Source organism: Kitasatospora sp. NPDC059646 (assembly GCF_042734615.1).
GTDB lineage: Bacteria > Actinomycetota > Actinomycetes > Streptomycetales > Streptomycetaceae > Kitasatospora.
In genome coordinates, this window is sequence record NZ_JBHWDS010000036.1 from 1 (window position 1) to 20,190 (window position 20,190).

The following is a 20,190-nucleotide window of genomic DNA, read 5'->3' on the forward strand; positions in this document are numbered from 1 at the left end:
CCCGAAGGCGGTCGGGGCCTCTCGCTGCCCGCAGGTTCAGCTCTTGCGGTGGCGGCCGCCGGCGACCGGGTCGGCGGCGGGGGCCTCGACGCCGCCGAGGGCGGCGGCGGCCTTCTTCTTCTTCCGCTCGCGCACCACCTCGACGATGATCGGCGAGACCGAGATCAGCACGATCAGCGCCATCGCGGGCAGCAGGTACTTGTCGATCACGTCGGCCAGCTGGTCGCCGGTCAGGTAGCCGATCAGCAGCATGGTCTCGGTCCACAGCACGCCGCCGACGACGTTCCAGACGAAGAACGTCCGGGTCGGCATGTTCAGGGTGCCGGCCACCGGGTTGAGGAAGGTCCGCACCACCGGGATGAAGCGGGCCATCACGACGGCCTTGGCGGGGCCGAACTTCTCGAAGTACTCCTCCGCCTTGTCCACGTACTCGCGGCGCAGGAGTTTCGAGTTCGGCTTGTCGAACATCCTCGGTCCGACCTTCCGGCCGAGCAGGTGTCCGAGCTGGGCGCCGGTGATCGCGCAGAGCGGCGCACCGATCAGCAGGACGGCGATGTTCATCTGGGCGCCTTCGCCGAACACCTTGGCGGCGGCGCTGGACGCGGCCACGCCGGCCAGGATGAGCAGCGAGTCACCGGGGAAGAAGAACCCGACCAGCAGGCCGGTCTCGGCGAAGATGATCGCCAGGATCCCGATGGCGCCGACGGAGGCGACGAGCGATTTGGCGTCAAGGACGTTGACGGCGAGCTGGATGTGTTCCACGCGCGCAGGATAGCCCGAGTCCCTTGGCAAAGCCTCAACCGGCGGCCCGCGAACCGTTCGCCGGAGGGTCCGCCGGGCCGACCGTCCCAAGTGGCGGGCCGCTGGGTGTGTCCGGGGGGCGAGTCTGGGAAGATGACCCAGGTGTCCGGCCCGCGGTCGAGCAACCACCCTCGTCGCTCGTATCGCATCGATGTCGTGAACCACAGGCGTATCGAGCCTTCGGACAGCGTCGTCCGATCGCCCCACACCGACAGGAGCGGATTCGCATGCCCATCGCAACTCCCGAGGCCTACAACGAGATGCTCGACCGGGCCAAGGCGGGCAAGTTCGCCTACCCGGCCATCAACGTCACCTCGTCGCAAACCCTGCACGCCGCGCTGCGCGGTTTCGCCGAGGCCGAGAGCGACGGCATCATCCAGATCTCCACCGGTGGTGCGGAGTTCCTGGGCGGCCAGCACAACAAGGACATGGTGACCGGCGCCGTCGCGCTGGCCGAGTTCGCGCACATCGTCGCGGCCAAGTACGACGTCACCGTCGCCCTGCACACCGACCACTGCCCGAAGGACAAGCTGGACGGCTACGTCCGCCCGCTGCTGGCGATCTCCGCCGAGCGCGTCGCCCGCGGCGAGAACCCGCTGTTCCAGTCGCACATGTGGGACGGCTCGGCCGAGACCCTGGCCGACAACCTGGCCATCGGCCAGGAGCTGCTGGCCCAGGCCGCCGCCGCCCGGATCATCCTCGAGGTCGAGATCACCCCGACCGGCGGCGAGGAGGACGGCGTCTCGCACGAGATCAACGACGAGCTGTACACCACCGTGAACGACGCGGTGCGCACCGCCGAGGCCCTCGGCCTGGGCGAGAAGGGCCGCTACCTGCTGGCCGCCTCGTTCGGCAACGTGCACGGCGTGTACAAGCCGGGCAACGTCGTGCTCCGCCCGGAGCTGCTGCGCGACCTGCAGGACGAGATCGGCAAGCGGTACGGCAAGCAGGACCCGTTCGACTTCGTCTTCCACGGCGGCTCCGGCTCCACCGCGGAGGAGATCGCCACCGCGCTGGAGAACGGCGTCGTGAAGATGAACCTCGACACCGACACCCAGTACGCGTTCACCCGTCCCGTCGTGGACCACATGTTCCGCAACTACGACGGCGTGCTGAAGGTCGACGGCGAGGTCGGCAAGAAGAACACCTACGACCCGCGCACCTGGGGCAAGCTGGCCGAGGCCGGCATGGCCGCCCGCGTGCTGGAGGCCGCGCAGCAGCTGCGCTCGGCCGGCAAGCGCATGAAGTAACGCCCGCCCGCACGGCGCCCCCGCACCCGCCCGGGTACGGGGGCGCCGTCGTTCTCCCCGGGCCGCGGCCGCCGAGTGGCAGACTGGCACACCATGGAGATGCACAAGAACCTGCTCGACGGACCGGAGCCGACCCTCCTGCCCGAGGAGGAGCAGCCCTACCGGATGCTGGCCGAGGAGTCCGCCTCCCCGACCCAGGTGGCGGCCGAGTACCCGGCGTTCTGCCTGGCCTGGGCGATGCTCGCGGACGACTCCTTCGCGGCCGGCCGCACGGTCGAGTCGTACGCCTACGCCCGCACCGGCTACCACCGCGGCCTGGACGCGCTGCGCCGCAGCGGCTGGCGCGGACACGGCCCGGTGCCGTGGGAACACCGCGGCAACCGCGGCTTCCTGCGCTGCCTGGCCGCGCTGGCCCGGGCCGCCGGCTCGATCGGCGAGACCGAGGAGGAGACCCGCTGCTGGCAGTTCCTGAAGGACAGCAGCGCCGAGGCGTACGCCGAACTCAAGCAGTGACCACCGACCGCCTGCGCCGTGCACCGGCGCAGGCGGCCCGTCCGAAAAACCGTCAACCTCCTTGCGGGGCAAGGGCGTAGCCTGACACGGTGACCACAGACCGGGCCCCGGCCCGCCCCGCCCGCCACCGGCTGCTCGCGCTTCCCGCCGTGCTCGGCGTCGCCCTCGGGGCGGCCGCCTGCTCGGGCGAGGACGGCTCCGGCCTCTCCTACGCCGCAGTGCGCTCCACCGCCCAGCAGCTGCGCCAGCAGGACTCCGCCGCCTGCCCGTTCGGGCTGGACCTGGCCGCAGCGCTCAAGGACGCCGGGATCGACCGCGCCGTCACCCCGGGCTCCGGGAACGACCGGCCGGTGGTCGGCGAGACCGGCGACGGCACCCCGCCCTACCCGTGGCCGTCCGGCATCAGCCCGTCGCCGACCACCGCGTCCGCGCCCGGCCTGCCGGCCCACGCCTGGATCACCTGCGTCTGGACGGCCGGCGGCAGCACCCTGCAGCTCGACCTGGAGGCCGTCCCGCTGGACGACGTCGGGGTGAACATGATGCTGCCGGCCATCCAGCGAGCCGCCGGGCTGAGCGCCGACGACCTCGGCCCGGTCGCCACGGGCCGGCCGAAGCCCGGCGGCAAGCCCGTGCTCACCCCCGGCCGGACGCCGGTCGCGATCGCCCGGGTGCCTCTCGACGGCGACGGCGACCTGGTGCTGATGCTCTCCCGGAGCGGCCCGGACGCCGCCGACCCGGCGCTGACCGGAGCCCCGCTGGGCACCGTACTGGACGGTCTGCGGGCCCGGATCCACGGCTGAACCACCTCCGCCGGAACCATCCGGGGCCATACCGCGTATGTTGACGGTGCAGCACATTCGTGCGAACCGGGCCACCGTGCCGCACGAAACGCCATGTCGCCGTCCCGAGGGAACACCCACATGCCCGCAGCCCGCAGGTCCACCGGCAGGTCCGCCCGGCGACGCGCCAGGCTGCGCCGCCGGCGGCTGGCCCTGACGCTGGGCGGCAGCGCGGCGGTGGCCGTGCTCGCGGTGGCCGGGCTCACCCGCCTCGACCTGGGCGCCGGCAAGCAGCCGCAGAACGGTGACGCCACCACCCAGGCCCGGGCCGTCCCCCCGATGGCCGACTCCCCCGCCCCCGAGCCCGCCGCCCCGTCGGCGCCGCCCGCGAGCAGCGCGCCGCCGCAGAGCGCCCCGCCGACCGCGCCGCAGGTCGTGCAGCACGGCAGCGGCACCTTCACCACCGCCGACGCCTCCGGCGGCGCGGTCGGCACCGGCAGCACCCTGCGCCGCTACCGGGTCGAGGTGGAGAACGGCATCGGCATCACACCGAAGGACGCCGCCGCCGCGGTCCAGGCCGTGCTGGCCGACAAGCGCAGCTGGACCGCCGACAAGCGCAACAGCTTCCAGCTGGTCTCCTCCGGCGTCTACGACTTCACCGTCAAGATCGCCTCCCCCGACACCACCGACCGGATCTGCGGCGCGGGCGGCCTGAACACCCAGGGCGAGGTGAACTGCGACGTCGGCAAGCAGGTGGTGGTCAACTCCAAGCGCTGGCTCACCGGTTCACCGCAGTTCGACGGCACCCTGGACGACTACCGGGCCCTGATCGTCAACCACGAGGTCGGCCACCGAATAGGCCACGGCCACGAGGGCTGCCCCGGCCCCGGCAAGCCCGCGCCCGCGATGATGCAGCAGATCTACGGCCTCAAGGGCTGCACCGCCAACGCCTGGCCGTACGACGCCGACGGCAGCTACCTCAGCGGACCGTCCGTCCCCTGACGCCGGCCACGGACCCTCCGGCCCCGGGTGACGGAGCCCCCGACCGCCGACCGGCCCGCCGCGGCCACTGAACCGACCGACGGAGCACCATGACCACCGAACTCTCCCAGCGCCTGCACGACCGCTTCGGCCCGGCCGGCCTGTACCGCCCCGCCCCCGCCGCGCTGGCCGGCACCGCCGCCTCCGCCCGGACGGCGGCGCTGCTCTCCACCGCCGGCCTGCCGCTGCAGGTGGGGCCGTACTTCACCGCCGACCCCGGGCAGCCGCTCCGGCTCGCCGACTGGGCCCGCGCGGTCGGGCTGTCCGCGGACGGGCGGCCCGAGGCCGACTGGGTGCGGCTGGGCAGCGACCGCGGCGCCGAGCTGTGCGTGGACGGCGACGGCCGGGTTCGGGCGGTGTACCTGGCCTTCCGCGGGCCGTCCGTCCCGGTCGACGACTCGCTCGACGCGTTCCTGGACAACCTCTGCACGCTGGACGAGAACCTGCGGGCGCTGGCCGCCGCCGAGCAGCCGGACGAGGTGTTCCGGCTGTTCTCGGCGGCGGAGGGCCGGATGCGCGGCACCGACCTGCGCGCCTTCGAGAACGACGAGCAGTGGTGGCCCCGGGTGCTGGAGGACATCCGCCACACCCGGGGCGTGCCGGGCCACGCGGCGTTCAGGATCCGCGGCCGGGACGGCGAGCCGCTGATCCTGACCGCCGACGGCTCGCTCGCCGTGCACCCCGAGGAGGCGCTCCGGCAGCGGCTGTCCGCGGCCGGCCTCGACCCGGCCGACGTGATCGAGGTCTACACCGAACTGCAGGCCTGCACCATGCCCGGCCACTACTGCGCGCTGTGGATGGCCCGGGCGTTCCCGAACGCCGAGTTCACCCACAGCCACGACTACGGCGACACGGCGGCCGAACGCGACGCGGGCATCCGGGAGTTGGCCGCCGCGCTGGCCGCCGGCGAGTGACCCTCAGCCCAGCACCGGCAGGTACCCGGACAGGTCGCTGCGCTCGCCGCTCGCGGTGAGCGCGGCGTCCAGCGCGTCGGCCCAGGCGAGCCGGCCGGTGGCCAGCCGGATCCAGGTCAGCGGGTCGGTCTCGACCACGTTCGGCGGGGTGCCCCGGGTGTGCCGCGGGCCCTCCACGGCCTGCACCACCGCGTACGGCGGGATCCGCAACTCGACGGCTCCGCCCGGCACTTGGGCGGCGAACGCGTCGGCCAGCAGCCGGGCGGCGGAGGCCAGTGCGAACCTGTCGTGCGGGAAGTCGGCGATCCCCAGCGCGTCGGCCAGGTCGTCGGCGTGCACGACGGTCTCCACCAGCCGGGTCACCAGGAAGTCGGCCAGCAGCATCGGTCCGAACCGCATCGGGAGCACCGCGTCCGGCCGCTGCCCGGCCCCGCTGTCCAGCGCGCGCCACAACTCGCCGATCTGCCGGTCGAGTTCGCCGGACACCTGGGCGGCGTCCCCGGCGAACTGCTCGGCCACCAGCTCCACCGCGGTGGAGTTGATCGCCGCCGCCGCGGTACGGGTCTTCGAGGCCCAGTACAGCGGCGTGATCGGGGCCTGCGGCGGCAGCGGGTCGTGCAGGTGCAGCGGCACCCAGCTGGCCACCATGCCGAGGTGGGCGACGAGTTCGCGCACCCGCCAGTCCCCCAGCCGGGTCGGCAGGGCGAGCTGCTCGTCGTCCAGCGAGCGGACGGCGGCGGAGATCGCGTCGAGCTGCCCGGTGAGCGCGGCGCGCACCTTCACCGGGTCGTAGGTTCGGGGCTTCGCAGTGGGCATGCCCGCAGCGTACAAAAAGGCGGGCGGCCGGTCCGGAGAACTCCGAACCGACCGCCCGTCGGAACGATTCCGCGTCAGGCGAGCAGCGCCTCGATGACGCCGGTGTGGGCGTCCCGCAGCTCGGCCAGGGTCACGGTGAACTGGCCCTGGACCTCCAGCGCGTCGCCGTCGACGACGCCGATGCGGGTGGCGGGCAGGCCGCGCGCGCCGCACATGTCGTTGAACCGGAGCTCCTCGCTGCGCGGGACGGCCACCACGGCGCGACCGGCGGACTCGGAGAACAGGAACACGAACGGGTCGAGGCCCTCGGGCACGACCACGCGGGCGCCGTTGCCGCCCTTGAGGCAGCTCTCCACCAGGGCCTGCGCGAGGCCGCCGTCGGAGAGGTCGTGGGCGGCGTCGATCATGCCGTCGCGGGAGGCGGCGATCAGGATCTCGCCCAGCAGCTTCTCGCGCTGCAGGTCCACCTTGGGCGGCAGGCCGCCGAGGTGGTCGTGCACGACCTGCGACCAGGCGGAGCCGCCCAGTTCGTCGGCGGTGTCGCCGAGCAGGTAGAGCAGCTGGCCCTCTTCGGCGAACGCGACCGGGGTGCGCCGGGTGACGTCGTCGATGACGCCGAGCACCGCGACCACGGGGGTCGGGTGGATGGCGACGTCGCCGGTCTGGTTGTACAGCGAGACGTTGCCGCCGGTGACCGGGGTGCCGAGCACCTGGCAGGCGTCGGCCAGGCCGCGGGTGGCCTCGGCGAACTGCCACATCACGTCCGGGTCCTCGGGGGAGCCGAAGTTGAGGCAGTCGGAGACGGCGAGCGGCTTGGCGCCGCCGGCCGCGACGTTCCGGTAGGCCTCGGCCAGGGCCAGCTGGGCGCCGGTGTACGGGTCCAGCTTGGCGTAGCGGCCGTTGCCGTCGGTGGCGACCGAGACGCCGAGGTTGGTCTCCTCGTCGATCCGGATCATGCCGGAGTCCTCGGGGCTGGCGAGCACCGTGTTGCCCAGCACGTAGCGGTCGTACTGGTCGGTGATCCACGCCTTGGAGGCCTGGTTCGGCGAGCCGGCGACCTTCAGCAGCGCGTCCTTCAGCTCGGCGCCGTTGGCCGGGCGGGCGAGCCGCTCGGCGGTCGGGGCGTCGGCCTGCAGGGCGTCCTGCCAGGACGGGCGGGCGTACGGGCGCTGGTAGGTCGGGCCCTCGTGGGCGACGGTGCGCGGCGGCACGTCGACCACCAGCTCGCCGTGCCAGAAGATCTCCAGGCGCTCGCCGTCGGTGACCTCGCCGATGACGGTGGCGATGACGTCCCACTTCTCGCAGATCTCGAGGAAGCGGTCGACCTTGCCCGGCTCGACGATGGCGCACATGCGCTCCTGCGACTCGCTCATGAGGATTTCCTCGGGCGAGAGCGTGTGGTCGCGCAGCGGGACGGTGTCCAGCTCGATCTTCATGCCGCCGGTGCCGGCCGAGGCCAGCTCCGAGGTGGCGCAGGACAGGCCGGCACCGCCGAGGTCCTGGATGCCCGCGACGAGGTCTTCCTTGAAGATCTCCAGGGTGCACTCGATGAGGAGCTTCTCCTGGAACGGGTCGCCGACCTGGACGGCGGGGCGCTTGGCCGGGCCGGTCGCGTCGAAGGTCTCCGAGGCGAGCACGGAGACGCCGCCGATGCCGTCGCCGCCGGTGCGGGCGCCGTACAGGATGACCTTGTTGCCGGGGCCGGAGGCCTTCGCGAGGTGGATGTCCTCGTGCTTCATCACGCCGACGCACAGCGCGTTGACCAGCGGGTTGCCCTGGTAGCAGGAGTCGAACACGACCTCGCCGCCGATGTTCGGCAGGCCCAGGCAGTTGCCGTAGCCGCCGATGCCCGCGACGATCCCGGGCAGCACGCGCCGGGTGTCCGGGTGGTCGGCCGCGCCGAAGCGCAGCGGGTCCATCACGGCGACCGGGCGGGCGCCCATCGCCAGGATGTCGCGGACGATGCCGCCGATGCCGGTGGCCGCGCCCTGGTAGGGCTCGATGTACGACGGGTGGTTGTGCGACTCGACCTTGAAGGTGACCGCGTATCCCTGGCCGACGTCGACCACACCGGCGTTCTCGCCGATGCCGACGAGCATCGCGTCGTTCTTCGGGGCCTTCTCGCCGAACTGCTTGAGGTGGACCTTGGAGCTCTTGTACGAGCAGTGCTCCGACCACATCACCGAGTACATGGCGAGCTCGGCGCCGGTCGGGCGGCGGCCGAGGATCTCCCGGATCCGGGCGTACTCGTCCTCCTTGAGGCCGAGTTCGGCCCAGGGCTGGGCGGCGTCCGGGGTCTGCTCGGCGTTCTTGACGGTGTCGAGGCTCATCAGGCGTTCACCAGCTGCTTCAGGACGGAAGTGAAGAAGCCCAGGCCCTCGGTGGTCGGGCCGGTGAGCGGCTCCACGGCGTGCTCCGGGTGCGGCATCAGGCCGACGACATTGCCGGCGGCGTTGGTGATGCCGGCGATGTCGCGGTACGAACCGTTCGGGTTCACATCGAGGTAGCGGGCCACGATGCGGCCCTCGCCCTCGAGTTCGTCGAGGACGTGCTCGTCGGCCACGAACCGGCCTTCGCCGTTCTTCAGCGGAACGACGATTTCCTGGCCGGCCGAGTAATCCCGGGTCCAGGCGGTGTCGGCGTTCTCGATGCGGAGCTTCTGGTCGCGGCAGATGAAGTGCAGCGAGTCGTTCCGGGTGAGCGCGCCGGGCAGCAGGTGCGATTCGCACAGCACCTGGAAGCCGTTGCAGATACCGAGGACCGGCATTCCCAGCTTCGCCTGCTCGATGACGGTCTCCATCACCGGCGAGAAGCGGGAGATGGCACCGCAGCGCAGATAGTCGCCGTAAGAGAATCCGCCCGGCAGGACGACGGCGTCGACCTGGTGGAGATCCTTGTCACGGTGCCAGAGGGCGACCGGCTCCGCGCCGGCCAGGCGGACCGCGCGCTGGGCGTCGCGGTCGTCGAGGGAACCGGGGAAAGTGACGACGCCGACTCGGGTGGTCACTTCCCCTCCTCCTCGACGCGGACGGTGAAGTCCTCGATCACGGTGTTGGCGAGGAAGGTCTCGGCGGCCTCGCGGATGCGGGCGAGCGCGGCGTCGTCGACCGGCCCCTCCAGCTCCAGCTCGAAACGCTTGCCCTGGCGGACGTCGGCGATCCCGGCGAATCCGAGACGCGGCAGTGCACGCTGCACCGCCTGTCCCTGCGGGTCGAGGATCTCCGGCTTGAGCATGACGTCGACTACGACGCGTGCCACTGGCACTCCCGGTGGTGATTGCGTGAAGGCGGGGGACCTTCAGCCTACCTGTGCCGGAAGGCGTTCTTGCGGCCCACCTGCGGCAACGCGCGTAGACCCATGCCCCTTACGCGACAAGGGTTCCGGGCCCCCGCGGCCGGGCCCCCGGAACCCCCGCGGCATCCGATTTCGTCGGTTTAATCCCCTCTGTAACGAGGAGGTATCGGCATCGGAGGGAACCCCGTGAATATCCGGAAAAAAGGAATCCCGAACTCTTCGATTTCGACTGCTTCCGGGTGCAGAATAGGGCGACCGGCAGCCGAACGCGCCGCATCTCGGCGTGGGCTCTCCCTGCCCGCCGACGGATGCCGTGATCCCGGCCCAGCGGACCGACGGGGCATCCGAGACCCCTGCCGGCCGAATTGCCCGAGAGGATTGACACCCATGGCTCAGCGTGTAGTCGTCACGCTCTCCGACGACCTGGACGGCGGCGCCGCCGCGGAAACCGTCCACTTCGGCGTGGACGGGAAGTCGTACGAGATCGACCTGTCCGCCGACAACGCGGAAAAGCTTCGGGAGGCCCTCGCCCCGTTCGTCGCCGCGGGCCGCCGGCAGAGCCGCAGCGGAAAGTCCTTCCGCCGCACCGCGCTCACCCCGGACCCGGCCGCGGTCCGCGCCTGGGCGCAGTCGAACGGCATGGAGCTGCCCGCCCGCGGCCGCATCCCGAAGCACGTCTACGAGGCGTTCTCCGAGAGCAACTGACGCTCCCCGGCGGCCCGTTGCGGGCCGCGCACCCTCCCCCGGCCACGCCGCCGGGGAAGGGTGGGGCGAGCAGGCCGATTGATGTTGTAGAGTATTTCTCGTCGCCGCAACCGGGGGAACAACCCGAGCGGGGCGGCCGGTGCGCAAGCACCGTGCGGACGTGGCTCAGTTGGTAGAGCATCACCTTGCCAAGGTGAGGGTCGCGAGTTCGAATCTCGTCGTCCGCTCGCAGCGAGCGTTAACAGCTGTCACAACTCAATACCGTGCGGACGTGGCTCAGTTGGTAGAGCATCACCTTGCCAAGGTGAGGGTCGCGAGTTCGAATCTCGTCGTCCGCTCCAGTTCCGAAGGCCCCCTCGACCGAGGGGGCCTTCGGCGTTTCCGGCCCGGCCCGGCGACCGATGACATTTGTCACCGCCGACCCGTGGAACTCCACCGGCGGCCGATGACGGCCCGCACTACTGGACGGCCCGGCCCGCCGGAAGGCTGGAGCCATGACCGACACCAGCCGTTCCCACCCCGCCGTCGAGGCCCGCGGCCTGCACCGCCGCTACGGACCGTCCGGCCCGTCCGGCTTCGAGGCCGTGCGCGGCCTGGACCTCACCGTCGCCCGGGGCGAGCTGTTCGCGCTGCTCGGCACCAACGGCGCCGGCAAGACCTCCACCCTGGAGGTGCTGGAGGGCCTGGCCGCGCCGAGCGCCGGCGAGGTCCGGGTGCTCGGTCTGGACCCGGCCCGCGACCGGGCCGCGCTCCGGCCGCGGATCGGCATCATGCTGCAGGAGGGCGGCTTCCCCGGCGAGCTGACCCTCGCCGAGACCGGCCGCTGCTGGGCCGGGCTGACCAGCGACTCCCGCACCGTGGACGAGGCCCTCGACCTGGTCGGCCTGCTGCCCAAGCGCACCGTCCGGGTCAAGCAGCTCTCCGGCGGCGAGCGCCGCCGCCTCGACCTGGCGATGGCCCTGCTCGGCCGCCCCGAGGTGCTGTTCCTGGACGAGCCGTCCACCGGCCTGGACCCGGAGGCCCGCGCCTCGGTGTGGCGGCTGATCCGCGACCTGCGCGCGGACGGCACCACGGTGCTGCTCACCACGCACTACCTGGAGGAGGCCGAGGAGCTCGCCGACCGGCTGGCGATCATGCACGGCGGCCGGGTGGTGGCCGGCGGAACCGTCGACGAGGTGCTCGCCGACCACCCCGCCCGGATCAGCTTCGAACTGCCCGAGCGCACCGGCCCGCACGCCGCCCTCGACCTGCCCGCCCTGCCCGGCGCCGACCCGTCGATCGACGGCCGCCGGATCACCCTGCGCACCGCCGACCTGCAGGGCACCCTGACCGAGCTGCTCGGCTGGGCCGCCCGCCACCGGGTCGCCCTGGGCCGCCTGGACGCCCGCAGCGCCTCCCTCGAAGAGGCCTTCCTCGCCATCGCCGCGTCCGACGCGGCCACCCTGCCGCAGATCGGACGTGCCGCATGACCGCCGCGACCACCCCCGCCGGGCGCCTGCTCGCCCTCGGCCGCGCCGAGGCCACCCTGCTGCGCCGCAACCGCACCGCGATGTTCATGGCCCTGGCGCTGCCGCTGGTGCTGGTCGGCACGCTCAGCTCGATCCTCGACCAGGCCGCCGAGCGGACCCCCGGCCTGGACGTGGACGCCAATCTGATCGCCGGCTCGATGGGCGTCGTGCTGCTGATCGTCGTCTACTGCAACCTGACCACCGCCTACACCGCCCGGCGCAGCGAGCTGGTGCTGAAGCGGCTGCGCACCGGCGAGGCCACCGATGGCGAGATCCTGGTCGGCACCGCCGCCCCGTCGATCGCGCTGGCGCTGGTCCAGTGCCTGCTGCTGGGCGTCGGCGGCGCGGTGCTGCTCGACCTGCCGGTGCCGGTGAACCCGCTGCTGATGCTGCTCGGCGTGGTCCTGACGACGGCTCTGCTGGCCGCGCTGGCCGCCGTGTCCTCCGCCGTCACCAAGACGGTGGAGAGCGCCGGCATCACCACCCTGCCGCTGCTGCTGGTCGCCCAGCTCGGCTCGGGGCTGATGGTCCCGCTGGAGTCGCTGCCGGACTCGGTGGCGGACGTCTGCCGGCTGCTGCCGACCACCCCGGCGCTGCAGCTGCTGCGGATCGGCTGGTTCGGCACCGACGGCTCCTCCCCGGCCGAGGGCTTCGCCGGGACGTGGGGGCAGGGCGCGATGCCGCTGCTGCTGGCCGCGGTGTGGACGGCCGCAGCGGTGTGGGCCGCCCGCCGTTGGTTCCGCTGGGAGCCGCGCCGATAGATTCGGCGACGTCGTCGAGAAGCTCGGGAAAGAGGGAACCACGCCGTGCGGGTGAGCAGGCCACGACCGATCCGCCGCTGGCAGGCGATGTCCAAGCCGCAGCGCATCGAGCTGTACGTGCGGTGGTCGCTGTACATCGTGGCGGTGGCCCAGCCACTGCTGGCGCTCGGCTCGGTGGCCGCCGCCGCACAGGAGGACCAGCTGTCGGCCGGTTTCCGGGTGGTGGTGCTCGGCATGCTCGCGGCGGGGGCGCTGAACATCGTCCTGTTCCGCACCGGCCTGGCCGCGTACCTGGGCCGCCGCCCGCACCCGTACGGCTGGGCGGCGCTGTCGGCGGCGCTGTCGGTGGGCCTGACGCTGACGGCGCTGCTGACGAGCCCCCCGGGCGGGCCGGACGCGCCGGCCTCGGCGGCCGCCCCCGGCGTCATGGCCACCATGTCGGCGACCTGCTGGATCACCGCCGCGGCGATCGCCCTGCCGACCCGGCTCGCGCTGTCCGGCGGGCTCGCCCTGGTGGCCGCGCTGACGGCGCTGCCGGCACTGGGCGGCGCCCCGGTGGCGGCGATGGTCGGCATCGCCGTCGGCACCGTGCTCGGTTCGACGTTGGCCGCGGCGGCCGCCCGCTGCTCGGCCTGGATGGCGAAGGTCGTCTGGGAGCTGGACGCGGCCCGGGAGGCGCAGGCCCGGCTCGCGGTCGCCGAGGAGCGGCTGCGGTTCTCCCGCGACCTGCACGACGTGCTCGGCCGCAACCTCGCCACCATCGCGCTGAAGAGCGAGCTGGCCGTGCAGCTGGCGCGCCGTCAGCGTCCGGAGGCGGTCGACCAGATGACCGAGGTCCAGCGGATCGCGCAGGACTCGCAGCGCGAGGTCCGCGAGGTGGTGCGCGGCTACCGCACCGTCGAGCTGCACACCGAACTGATCGGCGCGGCCTCGGTGCTGCGCGCCGCGAACGTCGACTGCCGGACCGAACTGACCGGTGCCGACGCGCTTCCGGCCGAGGCGCAGTCGGTGCTCGGCTGGGTGGTGCGGGAGGCCGCGACCAATGTGCTGCGGCACTCCGAGGCCGCCAACTGCACGTTCCGGCTGCGGGTGTCCGGCGGCGCCGCGGTGCTGGAGGTGGAGAACGACGGGGTGCCCGCCGTCCCGCCGGCCCGTACCGAGGGCGCGGGCAGCGGTCTGCGCGGCCTGCGCGAGCGGCTGGCCGCCCACGGCGGCACCCTGACGGCGGCCGGCCCCGGCCCCGGGCGGTTCCGGGTGACCGCCGAACTACCGATGGCAGCAAGGGAGTCTGTGGCGTGACGGACCGGGTGCGGGTACTGCTCGCCGACGACGAGCATCTGATCCGGGGGGCGCTGGCGGCGCTGCTCGCGCTGGAGGACGACCTGACGGTGGTCGCCGAGGCGGCGTCCGGGCCGGAGGCGCTGGCGATGGCCGCCGCGCACCGCCCGGACGTGGCGGTGCTGGACCTGCAGATGCCGGGTCTGGACGGCCTGGAGGTGGCCGCCGAACTGCGGCACCGGCTGCCGGACTGCCGGGTGATGATCGTGACCGGCCACGGCCGGCCGGGCTACCTGAAGCGGGCCCTGGAGGTCGGGGTGCGCGGCTTCCTGCCGAAGACGGTGTCGGCGTCCGACCTGGCCGGGATCATCCGCACCGTCCGGGCGGGCGGCCGGTACGTGGACCCGGAGCTCGCCGCGGAGGCGATCAGCGCCGGCGACTCGCCGCTGACGCCGCGCGAGACGGACGTGCTGGAACTGGCCGCGGACGGCTCCTCGATCGCGGAGATCGCCGACCGGGCGTCGCTGTCCCAGGGCACCGTGCGCAACTACCTGTCCTCGGCGGCGGGCAAGCTCGGCGCGGAGAACCGCCACGCGGCGGTGCGGATCGCCCGCGAGCACGGCTGGCTGTGACGGGCCGTCACAGCCGGCCGCGGCCCGGCGTCACTTCCAGTCGAGACCGGTGAGCTTCTCGTACGCGTCGATGTAGCGCTGCCGGGTGTGCTCGACGATCTCGGCGGGCAGCGGCGGCGGCGGGTTCTCGCTCTTGCGGTCCCAGCCGGAGGCGGGCGAGGTCAGCCAGTCGCGGATGATCTGCTTGTCGAAGGACGGCTGGTCGCGGCCGGGCTGCCACTCGTCGGCGGGCCAGTAGCGGGACGAGTCGGGGGTCAGCACCTCGTCGCCGATGACCAGTTCGCCGTCCAGCAGGCCGAACTCGAACTTGGTGTCGGCGAGGATCAGGCCGCGGTCGCGGGCGATCTCGCGGGCCCGGGTGTACACGGCGAGGGTGGTCTGGCGCAGCGTGGCGGCGAGGTCGGCGCCGATCCGGCGGGCGGTCTCCTCGTAGGAGACGTTCTCGTCGTGCTCGCCGACCTCGGCCTTCAGCGCCGGGGTGTAGATCGGGGCGGGCAGCTCGGAGCCGTTGTCCAGGCCCTCGGGCAGCGCGATGCCGCACACGGTGCGGGCGGCCCGGTACTCCTCCAGGCCGGAGCCGGCCAGGTAGCCGCGGGCCACGCACTCCACGGGCGCCATCTCCAGGCTGCGGCAGATCAGGGTGCGGCCGGCCCAGTCGGCGGGGGCGCCCTCGGGCAGCTCGGTGGAGATCACGTGGTTGGGCACCAGGTCGGCGATCCGCTCGAACCACCACAGCGACAGCTGGGTGAGGATCCGGCCCTTGTCGGGGATCTCGTTGGGCAGCACCCAGTCGTAGGCCGAGGTGCGGTCGCTGGCCACCATCACCAGGTTGCCGTTGCCGTCCCGGTACAGGTCGCGCACCTTGCCGGTGTGCAGGTGGACCAGGCCGGGCACCTGGACCGGCTCGGGCTTGGTGACGAATCCGCTCACGGTCGTAACGTCCTCACAGCTGGGGGGCTCTGCTGCGGGGAGTCTTTCACGACCGGCGGATCACGGGCCGGTGCGCCCCTCCTTGCAGAGCTGGTCGAGCAGGTTGGCGGTGGCCCGCTGGATCCGCTCGTCGGTGTGTCCGGGCCGGTCGAGCGCGGGCGACCAGGCGAACGTCCCGGCCGCGAAGACGTACGCGCCGCTGGGCGCCCGGTACAGCGAGGTCTCCTGGTGGGTGAGCCGCCCGAGGGCGTCCCGGTACGGCGAGTGCGCCAGCAGGGTCCGCTCGGTGTGGGCCGGCAGCGCGACCTTCGGGTAGTAGCGGTCGGCTTCGCCGGCGACCAGGCCGGGCAGTTCCTCGCCCTCGGAGAGGCCGGTCCCCTGCCACAGCCAGTGCGCGGTGTTCCGGGCCACCAGCGGCGCCGGGGTGGGCACGCTGCCCGCGTACTGGATGCCCAGCAGGTGCTGCTCGGGCTCCCCCGCGTCCCGCCACAGTGCGCTGGCCGCGCCCGGCACGCCGGCGGCCGGGTGGTCGGCGGCGACCTTCTGCCGCTTGCGGCAGTTCAGCATCCGGGACGGCTCGCCGTTGGCGCCGGCGGTCAGCTCGACCCGCCAGTACAGCGAGTTCGCGGACAGGAACACCAGCGAGGTGCCGCCGTCCCGGGCCCGCTCCACGGCCCGCCGCATCGGCTCCGACCAGTACTCGTCGTGCCCGGGGAACACCAGCGCCTTGTACTTGGCGGAGTCGACCAGGCCGGCGTGCAGGTCGGTCGCGGTGGCGTAGCCCAGGTCGTAGCCGTACCGCTCGGCCCAGCGGATGAAGTCGTACGCGTGCCCGACGTGCAGCGGCAGTCCGGCCCCGGCGTGCGGGCGGTCGAAGGAGACCGTGACCGCCGCCTCCTCCTCGCCGACCAGCCGCCCCGCCGCGTCCCACGCGTGGTACAGGCTGGCCCCGACGCGCCCGTCCTCCGGGAACAGGTTGTACGCCTGCCAGGTCACGTCCGGAAGCACCAGCAGCAGGTCCGTCGGGGCGAAGTCCCGGACGGTGAACGGGATGTGGCTGCGGTGCCCGCCGTCGGCGGTGGTCAGCACGGCGACGTACGCGCCGGGCCGCCAGTCGGTCGGCACCTGCAGCCGCCAGGACTGCCACCAGTGGTGGCAGGAGACGGTGCGGTCGGCGACCATCGGGGCGGCCTGGGCGAGCCCGGCGATCAGCGGGCTGGAGGCGACCTGGCGGGCGCCGTCGCCGCCGTCGTGGCCGATCCGGTACACGTCGACCTGGAACTCCTGCGGCGGGTGGACGGTCACCCGGAAGTCGACCGCCCCGCCGGGCCGCACCACGCCGACCGAGGCGAACCCCTTGATCTGCCGGCGCACGTCGTCGGCGTTGCTCGGCCCGCTCACCTCGGGCCGCGGCGGCCGCGCCGCTCCTTCGAGCGGCTGCTGCCCGGGCGCGTCCACGCTCACGTACCAGGGCACCGCGCCCTCGCCGTCCGCGAGGTAGTGGTCCGGGCTGCGCAGCCACGGCAGCGGGCCCTGGCCGAACGGGTCGGTCACCCCGTGCGCCAGCGTGCCGGACTCCCACCGGCGGTTGGATTCCGTCCCCACACGCCCTCCCCACCCGTGCCCGTCCGCCGTTGATGGCATGTGCCATGCGGATGTGCGTGCAAGCCAGCACACCACAGTTTGCTGGCGCAGTGTGACCCCACCGTAGCAATTGGTACCGGAGAAACCGGGTTTCTTGGGATCTTTCGGAAATTCAGCCGGAAAGCCGCACCGGGCGTTCCAGCCGCACGCCCGCCCGTTCCAGCCAGGTCCGCAGCGGGCCGTCCTGCCCGGCCTCGACGGCGGCCGCCACCGCCGGGGCCAGCTCCGCGCGGGGCGCCGCCCGGGACAGCAGGACCGGGCCGTCCAGCCAGTCCAGGCCGGGGCTCGCGGTGCCGGCGTCCACCGCGGCGCAGCAGACGGTGGCGGTGAGGTGCTCGACCAGCAGGTCGCGTCCGCTGCGCACTGGGGGCAGCGGGGGCGCGACCTCGGCGGCGCGCGCCACCCTGCCCGCCAGGGCGGCCGCCAGGGCCTCGGCCTCCCCTGCCGCCAGCCGGGCCAGCAGCTTGTCCAGCGCCGGGCCGGTGTGCGGGCGGTCGTCGCCGAGGGCGGCCTGCAGGGCGGCGGCGCTCTCCCGCCAGCCCCGGTCGACCACCTGTTGCGGGTAGTCCTCCCAGTCGAGCTGCTGCCAGCCGCCGGCCGGCTCCTCGTGCAGCAGTTCGGCGGCCAGCAGGGAGACCCGGGTGTCGATCAGGCCGGGCTCCTCCAGCAGGTCGCAGGCGGGGCGGTCGCCGAGCCGGTTCCCGTAGCCGTCGGCCAGCCGGTCGCGGCGGGAGAGCTCGGTGAGCGCGGCGACCACGCCGGCGTTCAGGTGCGAGGGGTGCCGGCCGAGCCGCCAGGCGGGCAGCGCGACCCGGGTGAGCAGCCGGTCCCAGCCGGCGTAGGCCAGGCCGACCTGCTCCTGGGCGGCGATCCGCAGCCCGTAGTCGACGGCCTTGGCCTGCTCGGAGGCCCACGCGGCGACGGCGTGCTCCAGCTCCGCGGAGTGCTCCCGGCAGGCGCCGAGCAGCCACCGGTCGACCCGGTCGGCCAGCGCGGCGGGGCCGCGGTGGCGGTCGCCGAGCGCCGCGTCCAGGGTGCGGATCCAGCGGCGGGCGGCGGCGATGTCCGGGTCGGCGGCGGCCGCGGTGCCGGCCACCACGGGGGCCAGCAGGGCCCGCAGTTCGCCGGCGCGCATCCACCACAGGAACGGGGAGCCGATCACCAGCACCGGCGCGCCCGGCGCGGCGCGCCCGCGGCCGTGCGGCTCCTCCAGCCAGCTGTCGCAGTCCGGGGTGAGCGCGATCCCGGCGGGCGCCGGGACCTCCAGCCGGTCGGCGAGCTCCTCGATCAGGCGGTAGAGCTCCGGCGCGTCCGCCCTGGTCAGCGGCACGGCGGGGGTGACGGGTGGGACGGCCCGGCGGTGCGCGCGGGCCACCAGGGCGGCCAGCAGCAGCGTCAGGGCGGCGACCGCGCCGACCGCCCAGCGGATGCCGTCCCAGAGCGGGGCGTCCGGTGACCCGGCGGCGCCTATCCGTCCGGTGAACCGCCCGACCAGCAGCACCGCCGCGCAGGCGGCGGGCAGCGCGGCGGCGGCCACGGCCCGTCCGCGAAGACGCAGGACGGCCCGGGCTCGTGCGCGTGCGGTGTCCACTGCAGCCATCGCCGCGGCACCCCCTTCGCAGCCGACTCGACTCGATCAATTCCGGTACGGGAAGCGGCGGGTGCCGAACCCGGTGGTGCGACTCGCGTGGCGCTTTCCTGCCAGTCTCGACGCCCCGGTACGGGCGGGTGTTCCGGAACTCCGGGGATTCCACCCGTCCTGGTGACACCGCGGCGGGCGCGCCTCCGCTGCCAGCATCCCCCGGGCGCGTCGGTGGCGACGAGCCGCGCCCGCGCCGGCGCCCCCGCCCCTGCGCGATGCAGCGCACCCTACGGCGCGGGCTCGCGCCCCGTCAGCAGGATGACCAACAGATCACCCGAAGGACTGGTTTTCCGACCTGCCGTCCCCGCCGCCGCGACCTCGGGAAACGCCACGGGGCGCTGCGTCCGGACGGGTCGGTCCGGTCGCAGCGCCCCGTGGGGACGCGGTCCGCTACTGCGCGGCCTTCGCCGCGATGTCGGTGCGGTGCTGGGCGCCCTTGAAGGAGATCTTCGCGACGCCCGCGTACGCCTTGCTGCGGGCCTCGGCGAGGTCCGCGCCGGTCGCGGTGACGGACAGCACCCGGCCGCCCGCGGTCAGCACCTCGCCGTCCGCACCCGCCCTGGTGCCGGCGTGCAGCACGAACGCGGTGCCGTCGGCCTCCGCCGCCTCCAGGCCCTCGATCGGGTCGCCGGTGCGGGGGCTCGCCGGGTAGCCCTCGGAGGCCATCACCACCGTGACCGCGGCCTCCTCGGACCAGCGCAGCGGCTCCAGTTCGGCCAGCGTGCCGTTGGCGGCGGCCAGCAGCACCCCGGCCAGCGGGGTGCGCAGCCGGGCCAGCACGACCTGGGTCTCCGGGTCGCCGAAGCGGGCGTTGAACTCGATCACCCGGGTGCCGCGCGAGGTCAGCGCCAGGCCCGCGTACAGCAGGCCGGAGAACGGGGTGCCGCGGCGGCGCAGCTCGTCGACGGTCGGCTGCAGGACGGTCGCCAGCACCTCGTCGACCAGGCCCTCGGGGGCCCACGGCAGCGGGGTGTAGGCGCCCATGCCGCCGGTGTTGGGGCCCTGGTCGCCGTCCAGCGCGCGCTTGAAGTCCTGCGCGGGCACCAGCGGCAGCACCGTGGTGCCGTCGGTGATCGCGAACAGCGACACCTCCGGACCGTCCAGGTACTCCTCGATCACCACGCGGTCGCAGGCCTTGGCGTGCTCCAGCGCGACGGCGCGGTCCTCGGTGACCACCACGCCCTTGCCGGCCGCCAGGCCGTCGTCCTTCACCACGTACGGGGCGCCGAACGCGTCGAGCGCCTCGGCGGCCTCCTGCTCGCCGGTGCACACGTAGGACCGCGCGGTCGGGACGCCGGCCGCGGCCATCACGTCCTTCGCGAAGGCCTTGGAGCCCTCCAACTGCGCGGCCTGCACGCTCGGGCCGAACACCGGGAATCCGGCCGCCCGCAGCGGCTCGGCGACACCGGCCACCAGCGGCGCCTCCGGGCCGACCACGACCAGGTCGGCGGCCAGCTGCCGGGCCAGCGCGGTGACCGCCGCGCCGTCCAGCTGGTCGACCGGGTGCAGGGCGGCCACCCGCGCGATCCCGGCGTTGCCCGGGGCGCAGTGCAGCTCGGTGACGGCGGGATCTTGGGACAGGGAGCGGCACAGGGCGTGTTCGCGGGCGCCGCCGCCGATGACGAGGACCTTCACGACCGGCAAGCCTAGTCGGTGGCCGCTTCCGGGCCGTCGGCGGCTCC

The 20,190-nt window shown here is 73.7% G+C and carries 19 protein-coding genes and 2 tRNA genes; 12 read left to right on the forward strand and 9 right to left on the reverse strand.

Translation table 11 applies throughout. The features are described 5' to 3' along the window. Positions 1–36: 36 nt before the first annotated feature. A complete protein-coding gene (locus tag ACFV1L_RS23705) occupies positions 37–762 on the reverse strand; it encodes a DedA family protein (RefSeq protein ID WP_380368884.1) in 726 nt (241 codons plus the stop codon). 266 nt (positions 763–1,028) lie between these two features. Between ACFV1L_RS23705 and fbaA the strand changes: the two genes are divergently transcribed. The 5 genes from fbaA (at position 1,029) to ACFV1L_RS23730 (ending at position 5,298) form a co-directional block, all read left to right on the forward strand. Then, positions 1,029–2,051 (forward strand): class II fructose-bisphosphate aldolase, encoded by a 1,023-nt coding sequence (gene fbaA, locus ACFV1L_RS23710; protein WP_380368887.1) that lies wholly within the window; start codon positions 1,029–1,031, stop codon positions 2,049–2,051. Between the two features lie 93 nt (positions 2,052–2,144). Further along, a complete protein-coding gene (locus ACFV1L_RS23715) occupies positions 2,145–2,564 on the forward strand; it encodes a DUF3151 domain-containing protein (RefSeq protein ID WP_380368889.1) in 420 nt (139 codons plus the stop codon). A gap of 89 nt (positions 2,565–2,653) precedes the next feature. Beyond that, positions 2,654–3,364, forward strand: a complete 711-nt coding sequence (locus ACFV1L_RS23720; RefSeq protein WP_380368891.1) for a hypothetical protein — start codon at positions 2,654–2,656, stop codon at positions 3,362–3,364. 120 nt (positions 3,365–3,484) lie between these two features. After that, positions 3,485–4,345, forward strand: a complete 861-nt coding sequence (locus tag ACFV1L_RS23725; RefSeq protein ID WP_380368894.1) for a DUF3152 domain-containing protein — start codon at positions 3,485–3,487, stop codon at positions 4,343–4,345. 89 nt (positions 4,346–4,434) lie between these two features. Further along, positions 4,435–5,298, forward strand: coding sequence for a nucleic acid/nucleotide deaminase domain-containing protein (locus tag ACFV1L_RS23730; protein ID WP_380368897.1), 864 nt, complete (start codon positions 4,435–4,437; stop codon positions 5,296–5,298). A gap of 3 nt (positions 5,299–5,301) precedes the next feature. Here the strand turns inward: ACFV1L_RS23730 and ACFV1L_RS23735 are convergent, their stop codons facing one another. The 4 genes from ACFV1L_RS23735 to purS all read right to left on the reverse strand — a co-directional run bounded on the left by ACFV1L_RS23735 (position 5,302) and on the right by purS (position 9,372). After that, on the reverse strand, positions 5,302–6,114 hold the full coding sequence (locus tag ACFV1L_RS23735) for a sterol carrier family protein (protein WP_380368899.1): 813 nt from the start codon (positions 6,112–6,114) through the stop codon (positions 5,302–5,304). A 74-nt stretch (positions 6,115–6,188) separates the two neighbouring features. After that, positions 6,189–8,444 carry a phosphoribosylformylglycinamidine synthase subunit PurL gene (purL, locus tag ACFV1L_RS23740; protein WP_380368902.1) on the reverse strand — a complete coding sequence of 752 codons (2,256 nt, stop codon included), beginning with the start codon at positions 8,442–8,444 and terminating at the stop codon, positions 6,189–6,191. Then, on the reverse strand, positions 8,444–9,121 hold the full coding sequence (gene purQ, locus ACFV1L_RS23745) for a phosphoribosylformylglycinamidine synthase subunit PurQ (RefSeq protein WP_380368904.1): 678 nt from the start codon (positions 9,119–9,121) through the stop codon (positions 8,444–8,446). The genes purL and purQ overlap by 1 nt, the downstream gene beginning before the upstream one ends. Next, the gene (purS, locus tag ACFV1L_RS23750) at positions 9,118–9,372 is read right to left on the reverse strand and encodes a phosphoribosylformylglycinamidine synthase subunit PurS (protein WP_033250393.1); all 255 of its coding nucleotides are present in this window, start codon (positions 9,370–9,372) and stop codon (positions 9,118–9,120) included. Before purS ends, purQ begins: the two co-directional genes overlap by 4 nt. 423 nt (positions 9,373–9,795) lie before the next feature. On the opposite strand from purS, the gene ACFV1L_RS23755 reads away from it, so the two are divergent. The 7 genes from ACFV1L_RS23755 (at position 9,796) to ACFV1L_RS23785 (ending at position 14,292) form a co-directional block, all read left to right on the forward strand. Then, complete coding sequence (locus tag ACFV1L_RS23755) at positions 9,796–10,113, forward strand: Lsr2 family protein (protein ID WP_035864320.1); 318 nt, start codon at positions 9,796–9,798, stop codon at positions 10,111–10,113. 154 nt (positions 10,114–10,267) lie between these two features. Then, positions 10,268–10,340, forward strand: a tRNA-Gly gene (locus tag ACFV1L_RS23760). Between the two features lie 38 nt (positions 10,341–10,378). Next, a tRNA-Gly gene (locus tag ACFV1L_RS23765) sits at positions 10,379–10,454 on the forward strand. A gap of 153 nt (positions 10,455–10,607) precedes the next feature. After that, positions 10,608–11,582, forward strand: a complete 975-nt coding sequence (locus ACFV1L_RS23770) for an ABC transporter ATP-binding protein (protein ID WP_380368908.1) — start codon at positions 10,608–10,610, stop codon at positions 11,580–11,582. After that, on the forward strand, positions 11,579–12,382 hold the full coding sequence (locus ACFV1L_RS23775) for an ABC transporter permease (protein ID WP_380368911.1): 804 nt from the start codon (positions 11,579–11,581) through the stop codon (positions 12,380–12,382). The genes ACFV1L_RS23770 and ACFV1L_RS23775 overlap by 4 nt, the downstream gene beginning before the upstream one ends. A 51-nt stretch (positions 12,383–12,433) precedes the next feature. Then, positions 12,434–13,681 carry a sensor histidine kinase gene (locus ACFV1L_RS23780; RefSeq protein WP_380368913.1) on the forward strand — a complete coding sequence of 416 codons (1,248 nt, stop codon included), beginning with the start codon at positions 12,434–12,436 and terminating at the stop codon, positions 13,679–13,681. Continuing rightward, positions 13,678–14,292 carry a response regulator transcription factor gene (locus ACFV1L_RS23785; protein ID WP_035864327.1) on the forward strand — a complete coding sequence of 205 codons (615 nt, stop codon included), beginning with the start codon at positions 13,678–13,680 and terminating at the stop codon, positions 14,290–14,292. The genes ACFV1L_RS23780 and ACFV1L_RS23785 overlap by 4 nt, the downstream gene beginning before the upstream one ends. A gap of 30 nt (positions 14,293–14,322) precedes the next feature. Here the strand turns inward: ACFV1L_RS23785 and ACFV1L_RS23790 are convergent, their stop codons facing one another. From ACFV1L_RS23790 to purD, 4 genes are all read right to left on the reverse strand, one after another. Beyond that, complete coding sequence (locus ACFV1L_RS23790; RefSeq protein ID WP_380368916.1) at positions 14,323–15,222, reverse strand: phosphoribosylaminoimidazolesuccinocarboxamide synthase; 900 nt, start codon at positions 15,220–15,222, stop codon at positions 14,323–14,325. 60 nt (positions 15,223–15,282) lie between these two features. Next, positions 15,283–16,827 (reverse strand): N,N-dimethylformamidase beta subunit family domain-containing protein, encoded by a 1,545-nt coding sequence (locus tag ACFV1L_RS23795; protein WP_380368918.1) that lies wholly within the window; start codon positions 16,825–16,827, stop codon positions 15,283–15,285. Between the two features lie 151 nt (positions 16,828–16,978). After that, entirely contained in the window at positions 16,979–18,466 is a 1,488-nt protein-coding gene (locus ACFV1L_RS23800) for a hypothetical protein (RefSeq protein ID WP_380368921.1), read from the reverse strand. A gap of 432 nt (positions 18,467–18,898) precedes the next feature. After that, complete coding sequence (gene purD / locus ACFV1L_RS23805; RefSeq protein WP_380368923.1) at positions 18,899–20,143, reverse strand: phosphoribosylamine--glycine ligase; 1,245 nt, start codon at positions 20,141–20,143, stop codon at positions 18,899–18,901. Between the last annotated feature and the right edge of the window lie 47 nt (positions 20,144–20,190).

What these genes read in the sequence shown, in the direction of transcription:
- ACFV1L_RS23730 (WP_380368897.1), top strand. Translation starts at nt 4,435, where the DNA reads ATGACCACCGAACTCTCCCAGCGCCTGCACGACCGCTTCGGCCCGGCC.
- ACFV1L_RS23775 (WP_380368911.1), top strand. Translation starts at nt 11,579, where the DNA reads ATGACCGCCGCGACCACCCCCGCCGGGCGCCTGCTCGCCCTCGGCCGC.
- purL (WP_380368902.1), bottom strand. Translation starts at nt 8,444, where the DNA reads ATGAGCCTCGACACCGTCAAGAACGCCGAGCAGACCCCGGACGCCGCC.
- ACFV1L_RS23715 (WP_380368889.1), top strand. Translation starts at nt 2,145, where the DNA reads ATGGAGATGCACAAGAACCTGCTCGACGGACCGGAGCCGACCCTCCTG.
- ACFV1L_RS23725 (WP_380368894.1), top strand. Translation starts at nt 3,485, where the DNA reads ATGCCCGCAGCCCGCAGGTCCACCGGCAGGTCCGCCCGGCGACGCGCC.
- ACFV1L_RS23735 (WP_380368899.1), bottom strand. Translation starts at nt 6,114, where the DNA reads ATGCCCACTGCGAAGCCCCGAACCTACGACCCGGTGAAGGTGCGCGCC.
- ACFV1L_RS23800 (WP_380368921.1), bottom strand. Translation starts at nt 18,466, where the DNA reads ATGGCTGCAGTGGACACCGCACGCGCACGAGCCCGGGCCGTCCTGCGT.
- ACFV1L_RS23755 (WP_035864320.1), top strand. Translation starts at nt 9,796, where the DNA reads ATGGCTCAGCGTGTAGTCGTCACGCTCTCCGACGACCTGGACGGCGGC.
- ACFV1L_RS23770 (WP_380368908.1), top strand. Translation starts at nt 10,608, where the DNA reads ATGACCGACACCAGCCGTTCCCACCCCGCCGTCGAGGCCCGCGGCCTG.
- fbaA (WP_380368887.1), top strand. Translation starts at nt 1,029, where the DNA reads ATGCCCATCGCAACTCCCGAGGCCTACAACGAGATGCTCGACCGGGCC.